Here is a 23,022-nt window from a genome sequence, read left to right as displayed (position 1 = left end):
CGTCAGCGTACCAAAATCCCCGTAAGGGGACTGAAACACCTTCGTCCGCGATTCCAACGGCCATCCAGTTTGCGTGTCAGCGTACCAAAATCCCCGTAAGGGGACTGAAACTTATAGTTTGGGCGTTACAGTATGACGTTTGGTCACAGAGTCGTATTACCAAAATCCCCGGAGTTACATGGACTCTTTTTTGAAAAAGGAGTTTGTACCATAGGGGACTGAATCTGACGCTCTGATGTTTCTACTTTTGTCGGAGGGTATTGGCGCATGCCTTGCCTGTTGGGGAGGGATATTCTTACACCGGCCCCATACCTACTTGGACTCCTTTTAGAAAGGGAGTCATACAATAGGGGACTGAGACGGGTTTGTCCGTAAGCCAATCAATATGCTTTCCAGCGTCGTATTACCGTTTTCCTCGCAAGGGGTCTGAATGCATGACGAAAGACCTATCGTCTTTTTTGGATGATAGGTCTTTGCTTTTTGATCTAAACTTTGTACATTGGATAATTTACGGTTGACAGAATATAAATGAAAGCGTATGATAAAAACATGAAAGATGTAAATTTTGAAATGTACGAATTTCGAAGGGCGTACAGATTTATGAGATCATGAGAAAGGAAGGGTGTTATGGTACTTTTAGGCGACTTGGCCGAGATTGTATCGGGGCACAATGTTGCCCGGCTATCTGCTGCCGACCAGGATCGGAAATACACGAATGCGGATTTTGAGCGCGACTTTTATCGGATGAAGTTGGCCACGCTTACGAATCCGATTATATACCGTCAACCGGGATCGAGTGAGAGTATGGCCGCGGCCATTATTTCGGACGACAACCGGGGTAAATTCATCAGCCAGGTATTTGCTATTTTGGACATTGACACGAAGAGGCTCCATCCGGCTTACCTTTGTTATTTGCTCAACGAGTCGGACGACATCAGCCGACAGAGCCGTATTTTGCTGCAAGGGTCGGTCATCGTCCGCTTGTCGGCCCAGCAGTTGAAGCAAATCGAAATTCCCCTGCTTTCCATGGCGGACCAAGAAAGATTGGGACAGATGTATGTGACGGCCCTCTATCAGCATTATTTGGAAATGCAAAAAACGAAATTGAAATTTCAGGCCCTGCGCGGCCTTTTACATGACTTGGAAAAAAGCAAACGAGGAGAGATATCTAATGAGCACTGAAAATAAGAACCTTGAACAAGTTTTATGGGACTCGGCAAACGTCATGCGTCAGACCATGGGCGCGGCCGACTATATGGACTATGCCTTAGGCCTTATCTTTTATAAGCATCTGTCGGACAAGACCTTGGAAACGGCGGCGACGGTCTTAGTCGACGGCGGCGAAGTGACGGAAGCCGATGTGGCGACGGAAGCCATGCGTCAGGCCGTTTATCAGAAATATTATGATGACCCGGCTTATCAGGAAGACTTGCTGAAATCGATGGACATGGACTACGTCATCAAGCCCAAGTTTACCTTTACGGCTTTGGTTGAAGAAATCAATGAGCAAACCTTCCAACTGGAACACCTCAACCAAGGCTTTACTGATCTCGAGCAGTCGAATACGACCTTATTGGAACACCTTTTTGACGATGTGGATTTGCATTCGACGAAACTGGGGTCGACGCCGCAGCGGCAGAACGACCTCATTGCCGACGTCATGAAAGCCTTGGCACCGCTCAACCTCGACAGTCACAGCGGCGATATCCTCGGCGATGCCTATGAATACCTCATCAGTAACTTTGCCTCCGACATGGGCCAGAAGGCCGGCGAATTCTATACGCCTCAGTCGGTATCGACCTTGTTGGCCCGCATCGTTACCCGCGGTCAGGAAGGGAAGCGCGGCTTTGCCGCCTATGACCCGGCTATGGGATCGGGATCGCTCTTGCTCAACGTTCGCAAATACGTCGAAAAGGCCGATTCCATCGACTACTACGGGCAGGAAATCAAGACCTCGACGTATAACCTGGCCCGGATGAATATGATCATTCACGGCATTTCGGCGACGAAACAGCAGCTCCGCAACGCCGACACCCTCGATACGGACTGGCCGGCCGATGAAATCACCGACTTTGACGGCGTCCTGATGAATCCGCCGTACTCGCAAAAATGGAGTGCCAACAAAGATTTCCTGACTGATACCCGTTTTGCCGACTACGGCGTTTTGCCGCCGAAATCAAAGGCCGACTACGCCTTCTTACTTCACGGCCTCTACCATCTGAAAGCGACGGGGACCATGGGCATCGTCCTGCCTCACGGCATCCTCTTTCGCGGGGGAACGGAAGGAAAAATCCGTCAGAAGCTCTTGGAAAAAGGCTTCATCTATGCCGTCATCGGCCTTCCGGCAGGACTCTTCTATTCGACGGGGATTCCGACGACCATCGTCGTATTGAAGAAAGAACGGCCCGGCCGCGATGTCTTGTTCATCGACGCCAGCAAGGAATTCGTCAAAGAAAAGACGCAGAGCCTCCTGACGAAAGACAATATCGAACGGATCTTTAAGGCCTATACGGAACGGAAGGACGAAGACAAATTCTGCCACGTCGCAAGTTTTGACGAAATCGTAGAAAACGACTACAACCTGAACATTCCTCGCTATGTCGATACCTTTGAACCCGAACCGGACATCGACTTAGGAGAGCTTAATAAAGAGCTGTCAAAGACGAATGCGGAACTGGCAGCCAACGAAAAAGAACTGTTGGACATGATGAAGAGCCTGACCACGGCAGACGAAAAGAAAGCCAAAGACTTACAGGACTTCCTGAAGCTCTTTGAATGAGGTGTATAAAATGATAAAAGAAGAAAAGAAAAGGCCGGCTGTCCGATTTGAAGGCTTTAGTGATGATTGGGAAGTGCGAAAATTTGGTGATTTATTTAAGCGAAGAATGGAAAGAAATAATGGACAATTTGATAAAACAAAATGGATATCTGTTGCCAAAATGTATTACCAGGAAGCTAATAAGGTAACGTCAAATAATATAGATACAAGGACGTACGTCTTAAGGTTAGGGGATATTGCTTTTGAAGGACATTCAAATAATGAATTTAAAATTGGTCGATTTGTAGCAAATGATATTGGTGACGGCGTTATTTCGGAACTATTCCCAATATATAAACATATAACCCCATATGATTTAAGTTTTTGGAAGTACTATATTAACCTAGAAAATATAATGTTCCCTAAATTACAACGGTGCATTGAAATATCGTATACTTCATCAAATAAATTAGATGAGAAATTCTTTTTAAAGGAATTGACACGAGTTCCTGCCTTAGATGAACAAAAGAAAATTGGAGATTATCTCAGGAAAATAGATATGCTCATTACCCTTCATCAGCGTAAGCTGGACCAGGTGAAGACGCTGAAGAAGTACTTCCTGCAAAACATGTTTCCGGCAAAGGGGGAGACCGTGCCTAAGATTCGCTTAAAGGGCTTTACGGGCGATTGGGAACAGCGTAAGTTATCAGAAATTACCTTGAAAATAGGAAGTGGAAAAACACCACTTGGTGGGGTGAAAGCTTATAAAGAATCTGGCATTCCTTTAATTAGATCTCAGAACATTAATAATGATAAAGTCGATTTATCTGATGTAGTATATATTGATTTTGCTACTGATGAGGCTATGAGTAATTCCAGAGTCTATAAAGACGATATTTTGTTAAATATTACAGGGGCTTCAATAGGTAGAAGTGCTGTATATACACTAGCGAAGCGTGCTAATGTTAATCAGCATGTTTGTATCATCAGACCAGTTAATGAATACAATTCAAAATTTATACAGATGAATCTAGCTTCTGATATAGGTCAGACTAAAATCGAGGAAAGTCAGGCGGGTGGAGCTCGGCAAGGACTAAATTTTAAACAGATTGGAAAGATGTCGTTTGTTTTTCCTAGACTAGGAGAACAAAAACAAATCGGACTGTATTTTCAAAAAATTGACGATCTCATCACCCTTCATCAACGTAAGTTAGACCAGTTACAGACATTAAAGAAATTCATGCTTCAAAATTTATTCATCTAAAAGGAGATGTATGACCATGACATCCTTTGAATCGGAAGCCAGTATTGAAGAGAAGCTGATTCGTCAGCTGACGGAAGGGAAGTCCCAGTGGACGTTTCGTGACGATATCCGCAGCTTTGACGACTTATGGGATAATTTTCGCCGCATTTTAGTTCAGAACAATAAAGAGATTTTCGACGCTCATCCTCTGACGGATAACGAATTTTTGCAGGTGCAGAACCAACTTCGGTTCACGTCTTTTTATGACGCTGCCGTCTGGCTCATCGGTGAGAACGGCGTCGTCCGGGTCATGATTCAGCGCGAAGATGCTTCCTTGGGACGGGTCTACCCAGTCGTTTTCAAACGGGCCGATATTGCCGGAGGCTCGTCGGTCTATGAAGTCGTCCATCAGATTCGTTTCCTCCGCAAGGAAGCCATGAACCGCGACCGCCGCGGCGACGTGACCTTGTTGATCAACGGCCTGCCTATGATTCACATCGAGCTGAAAAACCGCAGTCATCCTTATATGGACGGGTTCCGCCAAATCAAGCAGTACCTCAAAGAAAATGCCTTCCAGGATATCTTCTCGACGCTGCAGATGTTCGTCGTCTCCAACGCTGCCGATACGCGCTACATTGCCACGGCTTCTGAAAGTGAGCTCAATGAAAAATTTCTCTCGACGTGGCTCGATGAAGCCAATCGGCCGGTGACGGACTACCTTTCCTTTGCGAAAGCCGTCTTATCCATTCCGGAAGCCCATCAAATGGTGTCTCAATATACGGTCCTGGACAGTGAACGTAAGGCCTTGATCCTGCTGCGCCCGTACCAGATTCACGCCATCCGTGCCATTCGCAGGGCCGTCAATCCGAATACCGACGGCGGCACCCAATCTGGCTACATCTGGCATACGACGGGGTCGGGCAAGACCTTGACGTCTTATAAGGCGGCCCGCTACTTGAGCCAGATTCCCAGCATCAAGAAGGTTGTCTTCGTCGTCGACCGCCGCGATTTGGACAATCAGACGACCGGGGCTTTTCAGGCCTATGCCGCCTACGATACGATCGACGTCAGTGAGACCGACAACAGCCGCGACTTGGTCAAAAAATTACAGTCTGATAAGGGCGACGTCTTGGTCACGACGATTCAGAAACTACAGAACGTCATGAAGCGGTATCCCAAAGGCTCGAAGCCTTATGAAAAGCTGCACGCTCTGCGGCCGGTCTTCGTCGTCGATGAATGCCATCGCGCCGTATCGGCTGAGGCTCAGCGGGAATTGAATCGCTATTTTACGTCGCCTTTGTGGTACGGTTTTACGGGGACGCCCATTTTCAGCGAAGATGCCAAAAATACGGCAGGCGACTTGCCGGCGACGACGGAAGAACAGTACGGTAAGCGCCTCCATGCATATACCATCAAGGAAGCTTTGCACGACGAAGCCGTTCTCGGCTTTCAGGTGGAATACCAGAATACCTTCGATATGGAAACCTTGGCCGCCGAAAACGGCATTTCTATTCAAGGGGATGACGCCGGAGTGGAACGGGCTCTCATCAAGGGCAAGGTCATTCCCAAGGTCTATGAAGATGAGCAGCATATGCTCCAGGTCATCAATTTTATCATCAACCGGTCGGCCGGAAAATTGGGCCTTGATCGGGGCCGGGGCAAGACTTACGGGGCCATCTTGACGACGAGTTCTATCAAGCAGGCCCAGCGCTATTACCAGTTGTTCCGGGCTGTTAAAGATCGGAAGATCGACGGCATTTTCGTTCACGACGCGACTCGGCGGCAGCTTTCGGATTTCCCTAAGGTCGCCATCACTTACTCCGTCGGTGAAAATAAGGAAGGCGATACCTTTAATCAGGACCGGATGAAAGAAGCCATGACCGACTACAATACCATGTTCGGTACACAGTTTACGCTGGAACAGCTTGATGCCTATAACAGCAATGTCAATGACCGACTGGCTCGCAAGAAGCGCAAGTATCAGGTCCGGGACGAGCAACTGGATATCGTCATCGTCGTCGACCGGCTGCTGACCGGTTTTGATGCGCCGTCCCTTTCGACGCTGTTCATCGACCGCCAGCCTATGAAATCGTACGGCATCATTCAGGCTTTTTCACGGACCAATCGATTGTTTGACAAGCAGAAGAGATTCGGTCAGATCGTCACTTTTCAGGTGCCGGCCCTATTTAAGGAAGCCGTCGATGCGGCTATGACCCTCTATTCCAGTGGCGGCGGCTCCTATGTACAGGCGCCGACCTGGGCTGAGGCGGAAGACCGGTTTGTAGAGGCCCTTAAGCGGATTCGCCGATTAGCGCCGACACCGGAAGCTGTCGATACCATGAGTCGGAAAGAAAAGCTCAGCTTCTTAAAAGCCTATCGGGAATTCGACAATGCTTACGCCGATTTGCAGGTCTATTCTGATTATCAGGAAAAGGACCTCGCAAGGGATTACGGCATCGATGAAGAGACGATTGAAGCCTATAACGGCAAGTTCAACAACGTCAAAGAGGAACTCAAAGGCAGAGACAATGGCGACGATCCGGAAGTCAATTTGGCCATCAACTACGACCTTCGCTGCTGCCACCGCGATCAGATCGATGAAGACTATATTTTAAAACTGATGGAAGCGGCTCGCGGCGACGAAAGTGCCCTCATCCTCGAAGATTCGGACCGTAACCGCCAGCTCTTTGCCGAAATCAATGCCGAAATCACGCGGTTCCGCAAGACCAACCCCGTGAGAGCCGCTATCTTGGAAGGGATTTGGCAGGAATATCAGGAACGGCCGGTCGACTTTGTGAACCGCAATTTTGCCGACGTCCTTAATGAACGGGTCGACAAAGAACGGATGCGGCTCATCGATGACTTTGCTGAAGAGTGGTGTGTTGAACCCGAGGTCTTGGATTACTACGTTGAAACCTTTGACATCACCAAAGATCCGGATGACAAACAGGATAATCAAGATGCCTTGCGAGAAGCATCTCACGTCAAAGAATACCGGAAAAAGAATCCGGGAGTCAGTGGTCTCAAGTATTGGCCGAACCTCAAAATGGCTTTGTGGAAGCTTTACGAAGAGAAAATTCAGAAACTACAGGAACGCGTATAGTTGCCGGTGATGACAGCGGATGGCAGTACTCCGGAATCAGATGAAGCCGAAGCGGTGGGGCGGACGGTATAAGTGGGCTTATTGTAGACAGGTGTAGTACCTTCGCTTATAATGAGAATAAGAGAACTGTAGGAGGTGAGCGCGATGAACAGAGCGATGCCGATTGGTGTTGAAGACTTTAAAAAAGTTCGCGAGAACTATTATTTTGTCGATAAGAGCGATTTTATCCGTCAGCTCATCGACCGCCACGGAGACGTCACCTTGATTACCCGCCCTCGCCGCTTTGGTAAAACTCTGACTATGAGCATGCTGGAATACTTCTTTTCTGTCGATAAAAAAACGGACAGTCAAGACTTGTTTTCAGAACTCGATATTGGAAAAGCCGGGTCGGAATATATGAAGTACCAAGGCGCTTGCCCGGTCATTTTTATATCGCTGAAAGATTTAAAAAACTTGTCTTGGGAGAGCATGCTGGATCAATGGGGGCTCTTTCTGCGGAGGCTGTATCTGCGGTATCAATATCTTTGCGACAGCGACGATATCGATGATGAGATGAAAGCGGATTTTTATCGTATCATCAAACGAGAGGCGACGGAAAATGAATTGGCCGGGTCTTTGACGCGATTGATGGAAATCATGGAAGCTTATTACCAAAAGCCGGTCATTCTGCTGATCGATGAATATGATGCTCCCATTCAGCAGGCTTGGGAATGTGGCTTTTATACGGAATGCATGGCCTTTATGCGCCTGTTTTTAGGCAGTGCCTTAAAAACCAATCCCGTCCTCGATTTTGCCGTTCTGACCGGGGTACTTCGCATTGCCAAAGAAAGTGTTTTCAGCGGATTAAATAATTTAGAGGTATGCTCTGTATTGAGTGATACCTATAGCGATGTTTTTGGATTTACGCCCGGAGAAGTCGCAAATATGGCTGCTGAACTGAACATTACCTCAGCCCTTCCGGAATTACAAAATTGGTATGATGGATACCGTATTGGAACCAGTGAAATCTATAATCCATGGTCGGTCATCAATTATATCAACCATCACTGTATTCCTATGCCATATTGGATTAACACGTCGAATAACGCCATCCTGCGGGAGCTCCTTTCCCACGCTGATTACTTGCGTATCAAGTCATTGCAGGGACTTTTACATGACGAGCCGATATCTGTCAGTTTGAATGAAGGTGTCGTTTATGAACGAATCGGCCAGGACCAAAGTGCACTCTACACGCTGTTGCTTACAACGGGTTATTTAACGGTAGCTTCCGATGTACAGACCAGTTATGAGCGGTATTCACTGCGCATCCCCAATGAAGAAATTAAACGAGTGTATAGTATGGAGATTTTGAATTCTTTGGCCGAAGGGGCAGATCGGGATACCTTTGACGGGCTTTTCGATTTATTGCTGAACGGGAAGGGCGCTGACTTCTCTTATCAGTTTCAGCGGATTCTCATTTGTTTTGCCAGTACGTACGATACTGCTAATAAAGAAAGTTTTTATCACGGATTCATGTTGGGGATGACGGCCTTGTTTTTAGGAAAAGACTATGTTGTTGAATCGAATCATGAAAGCGGGTATGGGCGGTTTGACCTGGCCATTTTTCCGAAAGATCTTTTAAAGGCCGGTGTCATCATGGAATTTAAGAGTGCCGATGGGGAAAAACAGTTAGAAGAAAAAGCAAAAGAAGCCTTACAGCAGATTGAAGATCGAAAATATGAAACAGCTTTTGAACAGCGTGGCATCTCGATGGTATGGAAATATGGCATTGCCTTTTGTGGGAAAAAAGTGTATGTCGTCGTGAAGTGAGATGACTGAGTTTTGAAGGAAAACGGCAGCCTTTATGGGGGCTGCCGTTTTCCTTCATTGACCTCGCCAATTGGTTTTTGATAGAGGTGTTTTCAACGGAATCGAGATTCTCGAATTTATCTATATAATATGACTGGACGAAAAAATAGCAGCCCCTTAATCTGGGACTGCCATTTTTTTTATGATGATGGAAAACCGGGGTCTTTATTGCTTGTATGACGTGTCAATCGTCTTTGTTCAGATCCTCCATCAAATCGGAGACGCTGTCGTAGTGCTTGAATTTTTCCGGATGATTCTTTAGTTCTTCGGCTTCGGCGATGGCGGCGAGGGTTTCGTCATTAAAGGCTTCTATTCTGCCTTCGAAAGGAAGTCCGTCGCAACGGACGGAGGTTCTTAAAAACAGGGTAATGGCAGAAGGCAGATCCATCCCTAAACGGTTGAATACGGCTTCGGCATCTTTTTTGAGTTTTTCATCTACGTTGATAGTAAGATCCGTCATAAGAAATCTCCTTTCTAAGTGTCGGTATTACTTTGAGTATGCCCGATAAAGAGGGAAAAAGCAATAGATGTCTTGGATATGGAGTCAGATATTATCAAAGATTTTTCGTGCTTTGGTTCTATATTCATCTTCGGAAATAATTCCTTCGTCTTTAAGTTCTTTTAATTGTTTGAGCAAGGCGGCCGGGTCCTTGGTAACGGAGTATGTGTCCATAGGTATCGAATCATCTGCAGTTGTTGATTCGTCTATGTCTTCGTCCTCATCCACATCTTCATCGTAGGACTCTTCGGTTGTGCGACGGGTTTCTAAATAAGCGTCATAAAATTTTTGATAGGTTTGTAAATCACATTCAGCAAGAAATTCTTGGCCACTTTTTAATTTCACGGCCATGCATATGTATTTGGTATTTCCGCCAAAAATCAGGCCGGCAAGAAGTCCGACCGGCCCCAGGGCAACGGCACCTAAGGTTGTCCACCCGGCCTTGGATAAGACTTTCGCCTTATTCTGCTCTGTGATTTGTTCAACTTTGGCGATATTATTTTTCAGCTCATAGGTATCGGATTTTAACGTGAATCCCGGCCTGGGGACTGATAACTGAAATATCAAGCCGAACGTAGTTAAAAGCGATGTTTCTTTAGAAAAATCTCCTCCTAAAATTTTAAAATGTGACATGAATAGAATCCCTTCTTTTGGAAAAAATTTGACAGATGAATCCTTATGCTGGGAGTTGCTGCCTTTCGATTCGTAAAACTCATTTTTATAATAACACGCTCCCCATGAGAGTCAATGACCGTTTTTATAGGTTCCTTACCTTAGTTACATGATGAGCGGATACAGATGGCTCGATTGGAAATAAAGAAATCTATGGTTGGCGAAGTATTGGTTCTGATATAATTATGCGCTATAATGAGTGATATATACTGGTCGGCGTGATCGGCGCCGGCGTTTTTGATATGGGGGAATTGGTATGAATATAGCTGTGTTTTCTATTGTCATGGGGTATTGCGGACTGGCTTTTTCTTATATGGCGGCGTCTGTCCTTTGGGGGCTGCCGGCGTCCATCGGTGAGGGTATCGGCATCGTTGCGGCTGTGATTTATGCAGGCCTGGTTATCGGCTATGGACGGAAGATAATCCGGCGGCCGGATGCGGTTCTTGCTGGATGGAAGAGTCCGGAAGGGGCGCCTTTTTTTGCTACCTTCGGCATGGCGTCGGTACTGTTGGCGGCCATCGTAGAAGCCTGGTCGCTTCCGGTGGCGGCCGTGATTTGGGTCATCGGGGTATTGGCCCTTTTCGCCTGTATTTTTCTCTTGTGGCGGCGCTGGATGCATGAGAAACAGGACATCAGCCGCTTGACTCCGGCATGGCTGCTGATTCTTATTTCACCGCTGACGATTCCTGTGGCCGGCAACAGTCTGAAGCTGTTCGGATATCAGGAGTTGACCTTGTTCAGCCTGAGCATCGGGCTGGGCCTCGGCATGGCCGGCGTCATGTTCTTCCTAAAAGAAGCCGTCTTCGATAAGCATTTCGGGCCGGGCCTTTTGATCCTCCTGACACCTTTCGGCATGGCCTATCTCGACTATACGGCCACCTTCGGGACGGATACCTTTTCGACCCTATTGCTGCACTGCGGTTTGTTCCTGGCGATCCCTCTTTTGATTACGGTATTGACCGACATGGTCAAAGGGACTTTCAGCCTCCTCTGGTGGTCGACAGGCTTCCCTTTCATGGCCTTTACCAATGCCATGCTGCACTATGCGAAATCGTACCCGTCGGACATTACGAATGTCCTCAGCGCTGAATTCCTGGCCGGCGGCACGGTCCTCATCGCCTATTTGTCTATAAAGACGATATTGGGGCTGCTGAAAAATCGCTGATGAACCTGTAGAAATAAGCTTTACATGAAGAATAGCCCTCTCGAAAGAGAGGGCTTGTTTGTACAATCTATGATTCTATATTCATATTTACCAGTGCCTTAAGTTGATCTCGGCGGGAATAAATTACGTTCATGACATACACTGTTCTTGTTTGTTCATCGATTCGATAGTATATAAGGAATTTCTTAGCTGTAATTTTTCGGATTCCATGGGAATGCCACGGTTCATCCTGAATCGGGGGGATACTGCTTGCCATATAGGCTAATTTTTAGATTTCCGTTCGGATACTTTGAATATATTTCAAGGCGACGTTAGGAACTTGAAGACCGTGGGCAATGTAATTGCGGATTTTGAGTAAATCTAATTCTGCATCAGGGGTAACAATAATTTGATAAGCATCCACTATTTGAGGCCCCTTTCCAAGTCATCGAATACCTCATCTAATGGCCGACCTTTTCCTTCAAGGGATTGCTCGTAGCTGTGTTGCAGCTTGGCATGTAATTCGCTATCGGTTAGACTGTCTTCGGTTTGAGGAATTTCGGGAAGCGTAAGGGAAAATGGAATCCCATGGCTATAGATAATCTGACGATACAGGGCGTTGATGACGACGGAAACCGGGATGCCAAGTTGCTGAAGAATGGACTCAGCCTCTAACTTTACGTTATTTTCGACACGGGCGCTTACTGTTGAGTCTTTCATGATGACCACCTCCTACTTATAGTGTAATGCATTGACTTGCAAATTGCAATACATAAAACCCCAAAGGATGAATGGTTTTACCTAAAAATGGAACTCCTCTTATTTTAAAGAAATACTTCGTAAAATATAAAACTATATGATTTTATGCGTGAATTTAATTCAAAAAGAAAGTTTGGATATGATACAATAGAAGTATCTTAGCCGTTTTTTTTGGTGCGCATGGGTGTTTCACCGCGATTTTCGTTTTGTCGAGGTGAGTTTTGGAATGATTTTATATATATTTTTTATAATTTTTTTAAATATATCTTATGAAGTTTATGTACTTATGATAAAATGGAAAGTAGTGGGGCTCATCTATTATATCTTGTTATAAATAGAAAGGATAGAAAGACATGATTAAAGTACTGTTTATTTGCCATGGAAATATTTGCCGCTCGCCGATGGCCGAGTTCGTCTTCCGCAAGATGGTTGATGAAGCGGGGCTCTCTGATTCGATTGAAGTTGCGTCGGCAGCGACGTCGGACGATGAGATTTGGAGCGGCAGCGGAAGTCCGGTCTATCCACCGGTGGAACGGCTGCTCAAGGAACACGGCATGGACCCCAAGGATAAGCGGGCCGTACGGCTCACTGCCGATGATTACGACAAATACGATTATTTCGTGGGCATGGATGATGCCAATCTGTCCGACATGAAGCTGACTTTGAACGGCGACCCGCAGCGCAAGTGTTCGCTCCTCCTCGATTATACGCACCATCCGCGGTCGGTGGCCGATCCCTGGTACACCCGGGATTTCCAGAAGACCTGGGATGACGTCGATCACGGCTGTCGGGCCTTTTTGGAATTTTTGAAGAAGCGTCATTTTTAAGAGACCTATGAGTCTCAACGGGTACACTTTGTTAGGAGATGAGGAATATGGCCATTGATGTCGATTCTCTTTTGGCCGTATTGGAAGACCCGGCGCCGGAAGAATGCTGGGTCAAAGCCGAGCCTAAAAAGGGCGATCATATCCGCGTGCGGCGCATCGGCGGCTTATATTACCATCACGGTATCTATGTCAGTGACGACGAGGTCATTTCTTTTGCCGGCGACGACGATTATAATCCCGTCGACTGGTGGGATACGGAGATACAGGCCACGTCTTTTGAACAGTTTCGCCAGGGCGGCGAAATCGAGGTTCGGCAGTATACGGAAAAGGAACGGGAAAGCCTTTGTGACGTCGACGATACGATTGCCTTTGCCCGGGCTTGTTTAGGCAACAAGGACTATGACTTGTTGTTCCATAATTGTGAGCACTTTGCCAATGCTTGTAAGCTCGGCGTCTACCGCAGCCAGCAGACGGAGAACCTCCTCTTGGGGGATGCCTTGACCAAAGCAATCCAGTGCCTGTGGGATGAAGAGGCCCGCCGGCAGTGGTTTACTGAGGCCTGGCAGGATCTGAAGGCTCAGGTAGAGGATAAATTGCGCCGGGACAAGGAAGAGGAAGAAAATCAATAGATCGTCTGCTCGTCGATTTGGCGGAATAAGGGTTCGTAACGCTTGGCATCCCTTTTCAGGCAGACCAGGTAATAGTCGGTTTGGCATTCTTCGTCGACGATGGGGAGATTGATGCGCCCCGGCATGTCCTCGCCGCGGTGCATGAAGTAGCTCGAGACGAAGAAGGGATAGTCGGAATTTTGGGCCAGCTCCAGGAAGGAGTCGCGCTGGACCTGCAGTAAGTAACGGGTGTTCGGCGTCTTGTCTTTGGTCATCTGCATCCAAAAGCCGATGTGCGATAAGAGCAGGATGGGCCGGCCGTCCAGATCTTTGAGGTGGATTTCCGGGTAAAAGGCCAAGGCATCGGATGGTGGGATGGAGAGAAACAGTTTTTCACTGCCGCATTTTTTGACGAATAAATCGTCGCCGTCGGGAATCGTATGGGTGACGGCCAGTTGGTATATGTTGTTTCTCAGGCCTTCGGCAAAGGAGGCATCGTCTTTCATGTCGGCCGAGATCGTCTTGCCTTCAAAGAGGCTGTTGATGATAGGTGTCAGCACCATTTGCGGGACCGGAGCGCAGTAGCCGATGGAAATGGTGTGAAGGCTGCGCTCGTAACTGCGGACGCGGCTGCAGAAATCGAGGTTTTCCTGTAATACCCGTTTGGCATAGGGAAGGGCATAGCGACCCGTTTCTGTGAGCGCGAGGTGATTTTTGCTGCGGACAAATAAGGGGACGCCTAATTCAAGCTCCAACTTCTTCATGGCTCTGGTCAGGGCCGGTTGAGAGGTATGGAGCTTTTCTGCTGCCCGGGTCAAGGTGCCGGCGTCGGCAAAGGCGGCAAATTGGGCCAAGAGGTTCATTTCAATCATATCGGTCTCCTTTTCAGTATAAAGTAATCGAATAGTGAAATCCTTTGTTGGTATTGTACAATTTTTTCCGGATGCTGTAAACTTCTACATGTGGACAGGAAATATCCAATACGCACAGCCTGCGTATCTCATAGATTGATTCACCGTAGAAAGGAGCCTTATTTATGGAATATACGAAACTCAGCAACGACGTTCGCCTTCCCTTGTTGGGACTGGGAACCTTTATGATTAGTCCGGAAGATACGGAAAAATCGGTGTACGATGCCTTGAAAATGGGCTATCGCCTCATCGATACGGCCAACGCCTATCTCAATGAGGAAGCCGTCGGCAAGGGCCTCAAGAAAGCCTTGGACGAAGGCTTGGTCAAACGGGAAGATATCTTTTTATCGACCAAGATTTGGCCGACTCTCTATGAAGCGTCGGATGCCGTCGATAAGACCTTGGAACGGCTCGGCGTCGAGTACGTCGATCTCTTATTCATTCACCAGCCCGCCGGTAATTACAAGGCCGGATATGCCTTGATCGAAAAGGCTTATAAAGAAGGAAAGGCCCGGTCTCTGGGGATTTCTAACTTCTTCGGCGACAAGCTCGAAGATCTGCTGGCAGCAGCGGAAGTAAAACCGCAGGTCATCCAGCTCGAAACCCATCCCTACCATGTATACGATGAGGTTATGGTCCGCCTTGGGGAATACGGTACGAAACTCATGGGCTGGTATCCCTTGGGCCATGGCGATCCGGAGCTCCTTCACGATCCGATCATTACGAAATTGTCGGACACGTATCATAAGAGTACCGTCCAGATTTTGCTCCGCTGGGCCGTCCAGCGCGGCTTCATCACCATTCCCGGCACGAAGAATCGGGACCATCTGCTCAGTAATTTCGATATCTTCGACTTTTCCCTGACCGACGAAGACATGGCCGCCGTCAACGCCTTGAACGGCACGCGCCGCTATTATACGCCGTCGCAGGAACTGGAAACTCGTTACGCTAATATGCATTTGCCCTTTGAAGGCTGATAGGAGGATAAGACTATGGAATTTGTAACCTTAAACAACGGAATTAAAATGCCGAAACTCGGCTATGGTGTCTATCAGACGGATCCGGCCGATACGGAACGGGCCGTCAGCGATGCGCTGGAAGTCGGCTACCGCCTCATCGATACGGCTGCCATTTACGGTAATGAAGAAGGCGTCGGCGCCGCCATTCGTCAGAGCGGCATTGCCCGGGAAGACCTCTTCATTACGACCAAGCTCTGGGTCCAGGACCACGGCTACGACAACACACTCCGGGCTTTTGACGCGTCGATGAAGCGACTCGGCCTTGACTACCTCGACCTCTATCTCATTCATAAACCGTACGGCGACTATTACGGCGCTTGGCGGGCCATGGAAAAGCTCTATAAGGAAGGCCGCATCCGGGCTATCGGCGTCACCAGCTTCTGGAACGAACGCCTGGCAGACCTTGCCGGCATGAACGAAGTCAAACCGGCTGTCAATCAGATCGAAACCAACGTCTGGAATCAGAAATGGTCGGAAGAAGCCTTTATGAAAGAAATCGGCATCCAGCCCCAAGCATGGGCTCCTTTTGCCGAAGGAAATAATGACATTTTCCGCACGCCGTTGATCCAAAAAATTGCTGAAACCTATGGCAAGACCGTCGGTCAGGTCATGCTGCGCTGGCTCTTACAGCGAGACATCGTTGCCATTCCCAAGTCGGTCCGTAAAGAACGGATGCAGGAAAACTTTGACATCTTCGACTTTGAACTGACATCAAAAGATATGGAAGCCCTCCGCACCCTCGATACGGGCAAGAGTACCATTTACGATGAAATGGACCCGCACGTTGCCATGAACATCGGTAAGGTAACGTTTCACGACTAAGAACGATTTATAATACATATTATATATAATAAAGAGGCTGTTATGGAAGAATTATTTCTTTGATGACAGCCTCTTTTGTCGTGGTACTGCGCTCTTTGGAAGCCGCCATCAGACGGGTCCTCTTTTTTTGCAGCCTCGGGACTGCTGTCTATCAGGATGCATTTAGCTGCATATATTATAGATAGATAAGAGTCGAAGCGACGGGAAACAGAAGGGGTGAAAATTGGATTCGAAAGGGCTAAGTGACGAAAAAAAACGAAAAATAGGCGACATGAAAGGGTCAAGAAAATGAAAAAAAGCGGGACGAAGATGACGATCCGGAATGTAAAATATGTGTTTTTGCAATAGACAAATGTGCGATGATTCGGAAGAGGGAAGTTCAGCGAAGATTATGCGAGAAGATTTTATACCTAAAGAATTATTGAAAAATACGGGTTGTAATACGGAATCGGTAAGTGAATTTGGAGACGATGAAAAAATGGCATTGCAGATTTGAACCCTCTTTTTGAAAGGGTTTTGGACGATGGGGGACTTCGTCCATCCCGTATATCGAGGGTTTTGCGGCCGGATAGAGGATACGCAGGCGGAACTGTGGCGGCGTCGACGCTGTTCGGGAACCTTGAAGGGAAACGGGTGAAGCCGGATGCTGAAATCGATGAAAAGATTAAAGATGGAGGGGGATTTTTCGATGAAAAGTTGTCTGTCCAGTGATTTTTTTTGAATTTTCGAAAAAAACGGGACTGAGAAAAAGTAGACGGTAAATTTATTCATTGGCGGTGAAATACGATGCGTCCTTTCCTTCCCTTTACAATTTGTTGGGTTTTTATGCCGAAAAGAAGGGGGAAACAGGCCTCTTTGTACGAAAAATATCAAAGGGATTCAGCACGGAATCGAGGGGGCAAAAAAAGATTTGGTAAAAATTTTCTAAAAAAGTGCATAAACCCCGATGGATATGTGGATTTTCTATGGTTTGGAAAGAATTTTGCTGATTTTGTATACACGGCGTAAGCGGCATGGTTGTGCCATTTGTGGTAATGAGCAAAACTCTCAAAATTGAACGAGTTTTGACAAATCGATGCAAACCGAGTATAATGCATAACAACTGGTGTAGTGCTTATGCAGGTGGCACCAGGTGATAGAGATTGTGAAATGGTTATTATCAAGGCAGTAAAAGAGAGGAAACTAGGACAACTCGCCAATGAACCCTTGAAAAATTACCTTTCAATCATCTCGACTGTAACGAAGTAAGACGAAAAGAAACTTATTTTTTACGGAAAAGAGGTAATTTTCATGAAATCCAAAGTATTAGCAGCTCTCGTAGCAACCATGGCTGTTGGCGCAACGTGCGCATTCGCAGCTAACCCCTTCGTCGACGTACCGTCCGACAGCTGGGCTTATAAATCCGTCGTAGAATTGGCTGACGCCGGCATCATCCAGGGTGTTGACGGTGAACATTTCCAGGGCCAGCGTAACATCACTCGTTACGAAGCCGCTGAAATGGTCGCAAAAGCTATGGCTCACATGGACAAAGCTTCTGTTGAACAGCGTGCCCTCATCAACAAATTGGCTGATGAATTCGCTGACGAACTCAACAACCTCGGCGTTCGCGTAAGCGCTTTGGAAAACCGCGTTGGCAACGTTAAAATGACCGGTGACGCTCGTATCCGTTACATCAATCAGGAAAAGGACGACAATGGCAACGGCCGTATTAAGAACGACAACTCCTGGTCCTACCGTGTTCGTCTCCGCGCTAATGCCCAGGTTAACGACAAAACGAAAGTAACCTACGGTATCAGCACCGGCAACCACTTCTTCTCGGACAATAGTGCTGCTGACAACGAAAACGACATCTACACCGACCTCGCTAACGTACAGTACAGCTTCGGTAAAAACTGGACCGCTATGGTTGGCCGTTACAACTATGTAATGGGCGGCGACAACGCTTACGGTGTCTTCTACGGCGATACCTTTGATGGCGCTCAGTTGAAGTACCAGAGCGACAGCTTCGCAGCTACTGCTGGTTATGGTAAATTTAAAGCAGGCCTTATCGGTGGCGCTGCAACTTACTATGCTGATGAAGACAACTATGGTTATGCTAGTGCAAAAACTGCTTATGGTGAATTGGAAGGCTTCTTCGGTAACGGTTCTGCTGTAGGTGTATACTACAACAAGATTATGCCGAATGCTTCCTTTACTACTGGTGGTGTAACTACGAGCTATGATTTTGACAACATCGATGTATGGGGCGCATATGGTAGCTTCAATCTGGGCAGCAAGTGGAATCTCTTGGCTAACTATGAAACCTACAGAGACGTAATCACGAATGATAACGGCTCTACGGACAATGCTGATGTTTGGGTCGGTAAATTGACCTACGGTGCTGCTAACTTCGCTACGCCGAAGTCTTGGGACATCTGGGTTGAATACCTCAACGCTGACGAACTTGGTGCTGATGGTGTTTTCTTAGGCTCCACTAATGGTTGGAGAAATGATAACCTGACCAGCAACGTTAAATCTTGGGGCGCCGGCATCGACTACACCTTCGCTAAGAACGCTCAGTTCCAGGTAATGCAGTCCTTCGCTTCCGAAGCTAAGACTGGCGACAACGATCCTGGCGAAGAAACTCGTGCACAGTTCGTATTCGTATTCTAATCTTTAGATTACCGATACTCGCTTTACAATCAAAAGGCTCTGTCTTCGGACAGGGCCTTTTTTGCGCGCCTTTTGAACTCTGTCTGAGGAATGACTTTTGGGGGAGAAGAAGATTTTTCGAAGGAATGTAAAGTTTTTCTGTTTTTTGAGAAGGATTTCGCCTTTCCTTGTTGAATACTATAAGTATAAGGGAGGCCGGAATGGAGTTACATTCCAAACGGGCTCTCTCCAAGAAAGGAAGGGATGTTTTATGGCAACCATCGTTAGAGGTAAGAATTTAGAAATTACACCGGCTTTGAAAGACCACGTTGAAAAACAGGAAAAGAAAGTTACGAAATACTTTGATAACGAAGTCAATGTCCAGGCCCTGCTTTCTGTAGAAAAAGATCGTAAAGTCGCTGAAATTACATTGAAAGTAGACGGCGTCGTCCTTCGCGGTGTCGAAGGCAACGACGATATGTATGCTGCTATCGACTTAGTCTACGATAAGCTGGTCCGCCAGATTCATAAATACAAGACGAGAATCGCCCGCCGCATGAAGAAAGGTACCTTCAACGCCGCCCTCATCGAAGGCCCGGCCGTACCGGAAGAATCCTTTGAAGTGGCTCGTGTCAAGAAATTTGCCGCTCGCCCCATGGATGTGGAAGAAGCTATTTTGCAGATGAACCTCGTCGGCCACGACTTCTTCGTATTCCTCAATTCCAAGACCGACACGATCAGCGTCGTCTATAAACGGAAACATGGGAAATACGGCCTCATCGAACCGGAATATTAAGTCCCTCGATATTGCTCGGAATACAATTTAATATATGACTGAAAAACGGCCCTCAACCGCAATTGGTTGGGGGCCGTGTCGTGTCTTAGGGGCATCAGAAGATGACGTACGCAGCTATATGTCTACGTCTATTGACGGTATAAGAGTTTTGTGAAGTATTTCTTGAATTCTTCGAGCCCCATAGATTTGTATTGGTCATAAAGGGCCTGGCAGACGGAATCGGTGGGATAATTGATCTGATCCTTTTCATCGGTAGCCGCTCCGTAGATGACTTGGGCCGCTTCTTCCGGGCCCGGAAATTCTTCATTGCCGTGAAGGAGGTATTCCTGCTGGTGGGCAGCCGCTTCTTCATAGCCCGTGCGGTCGTTGATGGGCGTCTGGAAGTTGGTCTTGGTACCGCCGGGAATCATGGCTTTGACGAAGACGTTGAAGGGCTTCATTTCATAGTATAAGGACTCGAGCATGCCCTGCTGAGCCCGTTTGGCTGCGCCGTAGACGCTGTCTCGCGGGAGGGCGATGATGGCCGCCAGGGACGTCGTCGTCAGGATGGCACCGGCTCTGCGCTTTTTAAAATGAGGAATGAATTGCTGGGTTACCAGCATGGTGCCGAGGACGTCGGTGTTGAATACCTTATGGATAGCATCTTCGGGCATCCGTTCGAGGGGTGCCATGACGCCGTAGCCGGCGTTATTGAGGAGGACGTCGACGTCGTAGTCGGCCAGGGCTTTTTGGCAGGTTTCCTTAATCTGCTGTGAGTCTGACACGTCGAGGGGCATGATGACCACATTGGGCAGGTCCTTCAAGTCTTCTCCTTTTTTCAAATTTCGCATAGTGGCGATGACGCGCCAGCCTTGACGAGAAAAATATTTTGCCGTTTCTTTGCCGATGCCGGACGAGGCACCGGTAATAAAGATAGTTTTCATCTCTTTTCTCTTTCCTTTCCTAAGTGAGTTAATATTTGGGGATGAATTTATTATGGCATCGAAAAAGGGAATCGACAATGGTCAGTATGGGACTGAATGGGACTTATGCCACACTTATATAAAAAGGGTAGCGAAAAAGTAACGAAAAAATGATACAATAAGGGAAAGCCAGAAAGGAGGTTAGCATATGAAGTTAAGCGGTCATGAAGACCTGCGTGTACAAAAGACGATTCAGTCGATTCGAACGGCCTTTTCGGTCATGCTCTTAAAGGAGGATTATCGGAAGATCACCGTTACGGCCCTTTGCCGTCAGGCTGTGATTAATAAAAAGACTTTTTATCGCTACTACGATAGTGTCGATGCTCTCTTGGAAGAAATACTCAGTGAATTTTCTAAGGGCTATGTCGACACCATTGCCGATTATCGGGTGCCCGAGGATCTGGATAAGATCAACGCTGCTTTTTTCCATTATGCTGTCCATCAAGGGCCGCTGTATGAAAAAATCCTCTGCTCCGTATCATATCAGCACCTGAGCAGTCACTTGGTGGAAGAATATATTGCCAAGAGTTGGGGGAAGGCTCCGGCCTTTCAGCAGTTGAGCCCCGGCGAACAGGAACTGTTTACGACCTTCATCCATGCGACGGGACTTTCCATGTATCGTCAATGGGTCGAAGGCGGGAAAAAACTTCCCGTCGAAGAGGTCATTGACATTACGAACAAACTGCTGAGTCAGGGCGTAGCCGGCCTGTTGCAATCAAATAATCCTGAGAGCGGTCAATAGCCGTAAAAGGGCATAAAAAATGCAGTCATCCTTTTGGGTGACTGCATTTGTATTTGGCTGTCTGAAAACAGGGGTTAGGCCATGGTGATGCATCGTTCGAAGCGATTAGTCTTCTTCGCTGTGGAGGACGCTGATCTTGGGCGCGTGATGGATGGCTTGATCGAATTCGTCCTGGATTTCCTGGCTGGCTCCGCCTTCGAGCTTGCTTACGATGTAGATGGCGGCCAGGGAGAAGAGGAAGCCCGGTACGATTTCATAGAGGCCGAACCAGTTGAACTGCTTCCAAATGAGGACCGTCAGGCCACCGACGATGATACCGGCCAGGGCCCCGTTTTTGGTCATCTGCTTCCAGTACAGGGAGAGGAGGATCGTCGGGCCGAAGGCGGCACCGAAACCGGCCCAGGCGTAGGAAACCATGGTCAGGATGTAACTGTTGGGGTTGAGGGCCAAGACGATGGCCAGAGCCGAGACGACGAGGACCGTCAGACGGCTGACGTAAATGAGTTCCTTGTCGCTGGCGTTCTTGCGGACGAAGGTGTGGTAGAAGTCTTTAGAAATAGCCGATGCCGTAACCAGGAGCTGGGACGAGGCGGTACTCATGACGGCAGCTAAGACGGCCGACAAGATGAGGCCTGTGGCAAAGGGCGGGAAGAGCTGACCGCTCATGACCAAGAAGACTTTTTCCGAATCGGCACCGGTCAAGGGCGTCGTGACGACGACTTTGCCGACGAGGCCGACGAGGACGGCAGCGGCCAGGGAGATGACGACCCAGGTCATGGCGATGTGCTTCGATTTCTTTAATTCAGCCGGGTCGCCGATGGCCATGAAGCGGACCAGGATGTGGGGCTGGCCGAAGTAGCCGACGCCCCAGGCCAGGGCCGAGATGATGCCGATGATGCCTGTCGTCGACGTGTCGGGGACCATGTCGAGGAGGTTCGGTGCCGTGTCGGCTAACCGGGTCATGACGGCTTCGCCGCCGCCAAAGGCGATCATGCCGACGACGGGGACCAGGACGATGGCCAGGAACATCATGCAGCCTTGGATGAAGTCGGTCCAGCAGACGGCCATGAAGCCGCCCAGGAAGGTGTAAACGACGACGACGCCGGCGCTGAGGACCAGGGCCGAGAAGTAATCCATGCCGAAGACCGATTCAAAGAGCTTGCCGCCGGAGACGAAGCCTGACGACGTATAGATGAGGAAGAACACTAAGATGAAGATGGCCGAAATGATGCGGATGAGGTTCTGGTCATCGTGGAAGCGGTTTTTTAAATAGTCCGGCATGGTCAGGCTGTTGTTGGCCACTTCCGTATAGTTGCGCAGGCGCTGGGAGACGAAATGCCAGTTGAGGTAGGTGCCGATGGCAATGCCGATGGCAATCCACGACGCCGAAATACCCGTCGAGTAGGCAAAGCCCGGTACGCCCATGAGCATCCAGCCGCTCATGTCGGACGCTTCGGCACTCATCGATGTAATCCACGGTCCCAGGCTGCGGCCGCCGAGAATATAGTCGCTCAGCCGCTGCTGGGAGCGGGAATAATAAATGCCAATAGCCAGCATGGCCCCGAGGTAGAGGACGAAGGCGGCTAAAATGGACACATTATACTGCATCATAATGGTGAAAACCCCTTTCAATATATTACTATATTATAAAAATTACATAAAGAATAAACCTATTTTA

General features: G+C 48.0%; 19 protein-coding genes. 13 read left to right on the top strand and 6 right to left on the bottom strand.

Annotated elements, in window-relative coordinates; genetic code table 11:
- Positions 1–627 precede the first annotated feature (627 nt).
- The 5 genes from TX77_RS01725 (at position 628) to TX77_RS01705 (ending at position 8,913) form a co-directional block, all read left to right on the top strand.
- Positions 628–1,182, top strand: coding sequence for a restriction endonuclease subunit S domain-containing protein (locus tag TX77_RS01725; protein WP_044503106.1), 555 nt, complete (start codon positions 628–630; stop codon positions 1,180–1,182).
- Complete coding sequence (locus TX77_RS01720) at positions 1,172–2,779, top strand: type I restriction-modification system subunit M (protein WP_044503105.1); 1,608 nt, start codon at positions 1,172–1,174, stop codon at positions 2,777–2,779. The genes TX77_RS01725 and TX77_RS01720 overlap by 11 nt, the downstream gene beginning before the upstream one ends.
- 10 nt (positions 2,780–2,789) lie before the next feature.
- Complete coding sequence (locus TX77_RS01715) at positions 2,790–4,022, top strand: restriction endonuclease subunit S (protein ID WP_044503104.1); 1,233 nt, start codon at positions 2,790–2,792, stop codon at positions 4,020–4,022.
- Positions 4,023–4,038: 16 nt separating this feature from the next.
- Entirely contained in the window at positions 4,039–7,104 is a 3,066-nt protein-coding gene (locus tag TX77_RS01710) for a type I restriction endonuclease subunit R (protein ID WP_044503103.1), read from the top strand.
- A 144-nt stretch (positions 7,105–7,248) separates the two neighbouring features.
- Entirely contained in the window at positions 7,249–8,913 is a 1,665-nt protein-coding gene (locus TX77_RS01705; RefSeq protein WP_044503102.1) for an AAA family ATPase, read from the top strand.
- 223 nt (positions 8,914–9,136) lie between these two features.
- On the opposite strand, the gene TX77_RS01700 is transcribed toward TX77_RS01705, so the two are convergent.
- Positions 9,137–9,412, bottom strand: coding sequence for a type II toxin-antitoxin system RelB/DinJ family antitoxin (locus TX77_RS01700; RefSeq protein ID WP_044503101.1), 276 nt, complete (start codon positions 9,410–9,412; stop codon positions 9,137–9,139).
- Between the two features lie 84 nt (positions 9,413–9,496).
- Positions 9,497–10,084, bottom strand: a complete 588-nt coding sequence (locus TX77_RS01695; protein ID WP_044503100.1) for an SHOCT domain-containing protein — start codon at positions 10,082–10,084, stop codon at positions 9,497–9,499.
- A 295-nt stretch (positions 10,085–10,379) separates the two neighbouring features.
- Here TX77_RS01695 and TX77_RS01690 point away from each other — a divergent pair, with 295 nt between their 5' ends.
- Positions 10,380–11,288 carry an SLAC1 family transporter gene (locus TX77_RS01690; RefSeq protein WP_049917264.1) on the top strand — a complete coding sequence of 303 codons (909 nt, stop codon included), beginning with the start codon at positions 10,380–10,382 and terminating at the stop codon, positions 11,286–11,288.
- A 402-nt stretch (positions 11,289–11,690) separates the two neighbouring features.
- On the opposite strand, the gene TX77_RS01680 is transcribed toward TX77_RS01690, so the two are convergent.
- A complete protein-coding gene (locus TX77_RS01680; RefSeq protein WP_044503099.1) occupies positions 11,691–11,987 on the bottom strand; it encodes a type II toxin-antitoxin system RelB/DinJ family antitoxin in 297 nt (98 codons plus the stop codon).
- A 392-nt stretch (positions 11,988–12,379) separates the two neighbouring features.
- On the opposite strand from TX77_RS01680, the gene TX77_RS01675 reads away from it, so the two are divergent.
- Both TX77_RS01675 and TX77_RS01670 read left to right on the top strand, forming a co-directional pair.
- Positions 12,380–12,853 (top strand): low molecular weight protein-tyrosine-phosphatase, encoded by a 474-nt coding sequence (locus TX77_RS01675; RefSeq protein ID WP_044503098.1) that lies wholly within the window; start codon positions 12,380–12,382, stop codon positions 12,851–12,853.
- A gap of 47 nt (positions 12,854–12,900) precedes the next feature.
- The gene (locus TX77_RS01670; RefSeq protein WP_044503097.1) at positions 12,901–13,482 is read left to right on the top strand and encodes a lecithin retinol acyltransferase family protein; all 582 of its coding nucleotides are present in this window, start codon (positions 12,901–12,903) and stop codon (positions 13,480–13,482) included.
- On the opposite strand, the gene TX77_RS01665 is transcribed toward TX77_RS01670, so the two are convergent.
- Positions 13,476–14,333 carry a LysR family transcriptional regulator gene (locus tag TX77_RS01665; protein WP_044503096.1) on the bottom strand — a complete coding sequence of 286 codons (858 nt, stop codon included), beginning with the start codon at positions 14,331–14,333 and terminating at the stop codon, positions 13,476–13,478. The two genes, TX77_RS01670 and TX77_RS01665, sit on opposite strands and share 7 nt — an antisense overlap.
- A gap of 164 nt (positions 14,334–14,497) precedes the next feature.
- On the opposite strand from TX77_RS01665, the gene TX77_RS01660 reads away from it, so the two are divergent.
- The 4 genes from TX77_RS01660 (at position 14,498) to hpf (ending at position 19,640) form a co-directional block, all read left to right on the top strand.
- On the top strand, positions 14,498–15,349 hold the full coding sequence (locus tag TX77_RS01660; protein WP_044503095.1) for an aldo/keto reductase: 852 nt from the start codon (positions 14,498–14,500) through the stop codon (positions 15,347–15,349).
- Between the two features lie 15 nt (positions 15,350–15,364).
- The gene (locus TX77_RS01655; protein WP_044503094.1) at positions 15,365–16,213 is read left to right on the top strand and encodes an aldo/keto reductase; all 849 of its coding nucleotides are present in this window, start codon (positions 15,365–15,367) and stop codon (positions 16,211–16,213) included.
- Positions 16,214–17,503: 1,290 nt separating this feature from the next.
- The gene (locus TX77_RS01650; RefSeq protein ID WP_044503093.1) at positions 17,504–18,865 is read left to right on the top strand and encodes an S-layer homology domain-containing protein; all 1,362 of its coding nucleotides are present in this window, start codon (positions 17,504–17,506) and stop codon (positions 18,863–18,865) included.
- Between the two features lie 250 nt (positions 18,866–19,115).
- Complete coding sequence (hpf, locus tag TX77_RS01645) at positions 19,116–19,640, top strand: ribosome hibernation-promoting factor, HPF/YfiA family (RefSeq protein WP_044503092.1); 525 nt, start codon at positions 19,116–19,118, stop codon at positions 19,638–19,640.
- A 128-nt stretch (positions 19,641–19,768) separates the two neighbouring features.
- On the opposite strand, the gene TX77_RS01640 is transcribed toward hpf, so the two are convergent.
- Positions 19,769–20,563, bottom strand: a complete 795-nt coding sequence (locus TX77_RS01640; RefSeq protein WP_044503091.1) for an SDR family NAD(P)-dependent oxidoreductase — start codon at positions 20,561–20,563, stop codon at positions 19,769–19,771.
- Positions 20,564–20,750: 187 nt separating this feature from the next.
- On the opposite strand from TX77_RS01640, the gene TX77_RS01635 reads away from it, so the two are divergent.
- Entirely contained in the window at positions 20,751–21,344 is a 594-nt protein-coding gene (locus TX77_RS01635) for a TetR/AcrR family transcriptional regulator (RefSeq protein WP_044503090.1), read from the top strand.
- A 105-nt stretch (positions 21,345–21,449) separates the two neighbouring features.
- Here the strand turns inward: TX77_RS01635 and putP are convergent, their stop codons facing one another.
- Complete coding sequence (gene putP / locus TX77_RS01630; protein ID WP_071822271.1) at positions 21,450–22,955, bottom strand: sodium/proline symporter PutP; 1,506 nt, start codon at positions 22,953–22,955, stop codon at positions 21,450–21,452.
- Between the last annotated feature and the right edge of the window lie 67 nt (positions 22,956–23,022).

This window comes from Megasphaera massiliensis, from assembly GCF_000455225.1.
Taxonomy (GTDB): domain Bacteria; phylum Bacillota; class Negativicutes; order Veillonellales; family Megasphaeraceae; genus Megasphaera; species Megasphaera massiliensis.
This window is presented reverse-complemented; position numbering and strand designations above follow the sequence as displayed.

Excerpts from the sequence above, each read along its gene's own strand:
- TX77_RS01725 (WP_044503106.1), top strand. The coding sequence starts at position 628 with ATGGTACTTTTAGGCGACTTGGCCGAGATTGTATCGGGGCACAATGTT.
- TX77_RS01720 (WP_044503105.1), top strand. The coding sequence starts at position 1,172 with ATGAGCACTGAAAATAAGAACCTTGAACAAGTTTTATGGGACTCGGCA.
- TX77_RS01715 (WP_044503104.1), top strand. The coding sequence starts at position 2,790 with ATGATAAAAGAAGAAAAGAAAAGGCCGGCTGTCCGATTTGAAGGCTTT.
- TX77_RS01710 (WP_044503103.1), top strand. The coding sequence starts at position 4,039 with ATGACATCCTTTGAATCGGAAGCCAGTATTGAAGAGAAGCTGATTCGT.
- TX77_RS01705 (WP_044503102.1), top strand. The coding sequence starts at position 7,249 with ATGAACAGAGCGATGCCGATTGGTGTTGAAGACTTTAAAAAAGTTCGC.
- TX77_RS01700 (WP_044503101.1), bottom strand. The coding sequence starts at position 9,412 with ATGACGGATCTTACTATCAACGTAGATGAAAAACTCAAAAAAGATGCC.
- TX77_RS01695 (WP_044503100.1), bottom strand. The coding sequence starts at position 10,084 with ATGTCACATTTTAAAATTTTAGGAGGAGATTTTTCTAAAGAAACATCG.
- TX77_RS01690 (WP_049917264.1), top strand. The coding sequence starts at position 10,380 with ATGAATATAGCTGTGTTTTCTATTGTCATGGGGTATTGCGGACTGGCT.
- TX77_RS01680 (WP_044503099.1), bottom strand. The coding sequence starts at position 11,987 with ATGAAAGACTCAACAGTAAGCGCCCGTGTCGAAAATAACGTAAAGTTA.
- TX77_RS01675 (WP_044503098.1), top strand. The coding sequence starts at position 12,380 with ATGATTAAAGTACTGTTTATTTGCCATGGAAATATTTGCCGCTCGCCG.
- TX77_RS01670 (WP_044503097.1), top strand. The coding sequence starts at position 12,901 with ATGGCCATTGATGTCGATTCTCTTTTGGCCGTATTGGAAGACCCGGCG.
- TX77_RS01665 (WP_044503096.1), bottom strand. The coding sequence starts at position 14,333 with ATGATTGAAATGAACCTCTTGGCCCAATTTGCCGCCTTTGCCGACGCC.
- TX77_RS01660 (WP_044503095.1), top strand. The coding sequence starts at position 14,498 with ATGGAATATACGAAACTCAGCAACGACGTTCGCCTTCCCTTGTTGGGA.
- TX77_RS01655 (WP_044503094.1), top strand. The coding sequence starts at position 15,365 with ATGGAATTTGTAACCTTAAACAACGGAATTAAAATGCCGAAACTCGGC.
- TX77_RS01650 (WP_044503093.1), top strand. The coding sequence starts at position 17,504 with ATGAAATCCAAAGTATTAGCAGCTCTCGTAGCAACCATGGCTGTTGGC.
- hpf (WP_044503092.1), top strand. The coding sequence starts at position 19,116 with ATGGCAACCATCGTTAGAGGTAAGAATTTAGAAATTACACCGGCTTTG.
- TX77_RS01640 (WP_044503091.1), bottom strand. The coding sequence starts at position 20,563 with ATGAAAACTATCTTTATTACCGGTGCCTCGTCCGGCATCGGCAAAGAA.
- TX77_RS01635 (WP_044503090.1), top strand. The coding sequence starts at position 20,751 with ATGAAGTTAAGCGGTCATGAAGACCTGCGTGTACAAAAGACGATTCAG.
- putP (WP_071822271.1), bottom strand. The coding sequence starts at position 22,955 with ATGATGCAGTATAATGTGTCCATTTTAGCCGCCTTCGTCCTCTACCTC.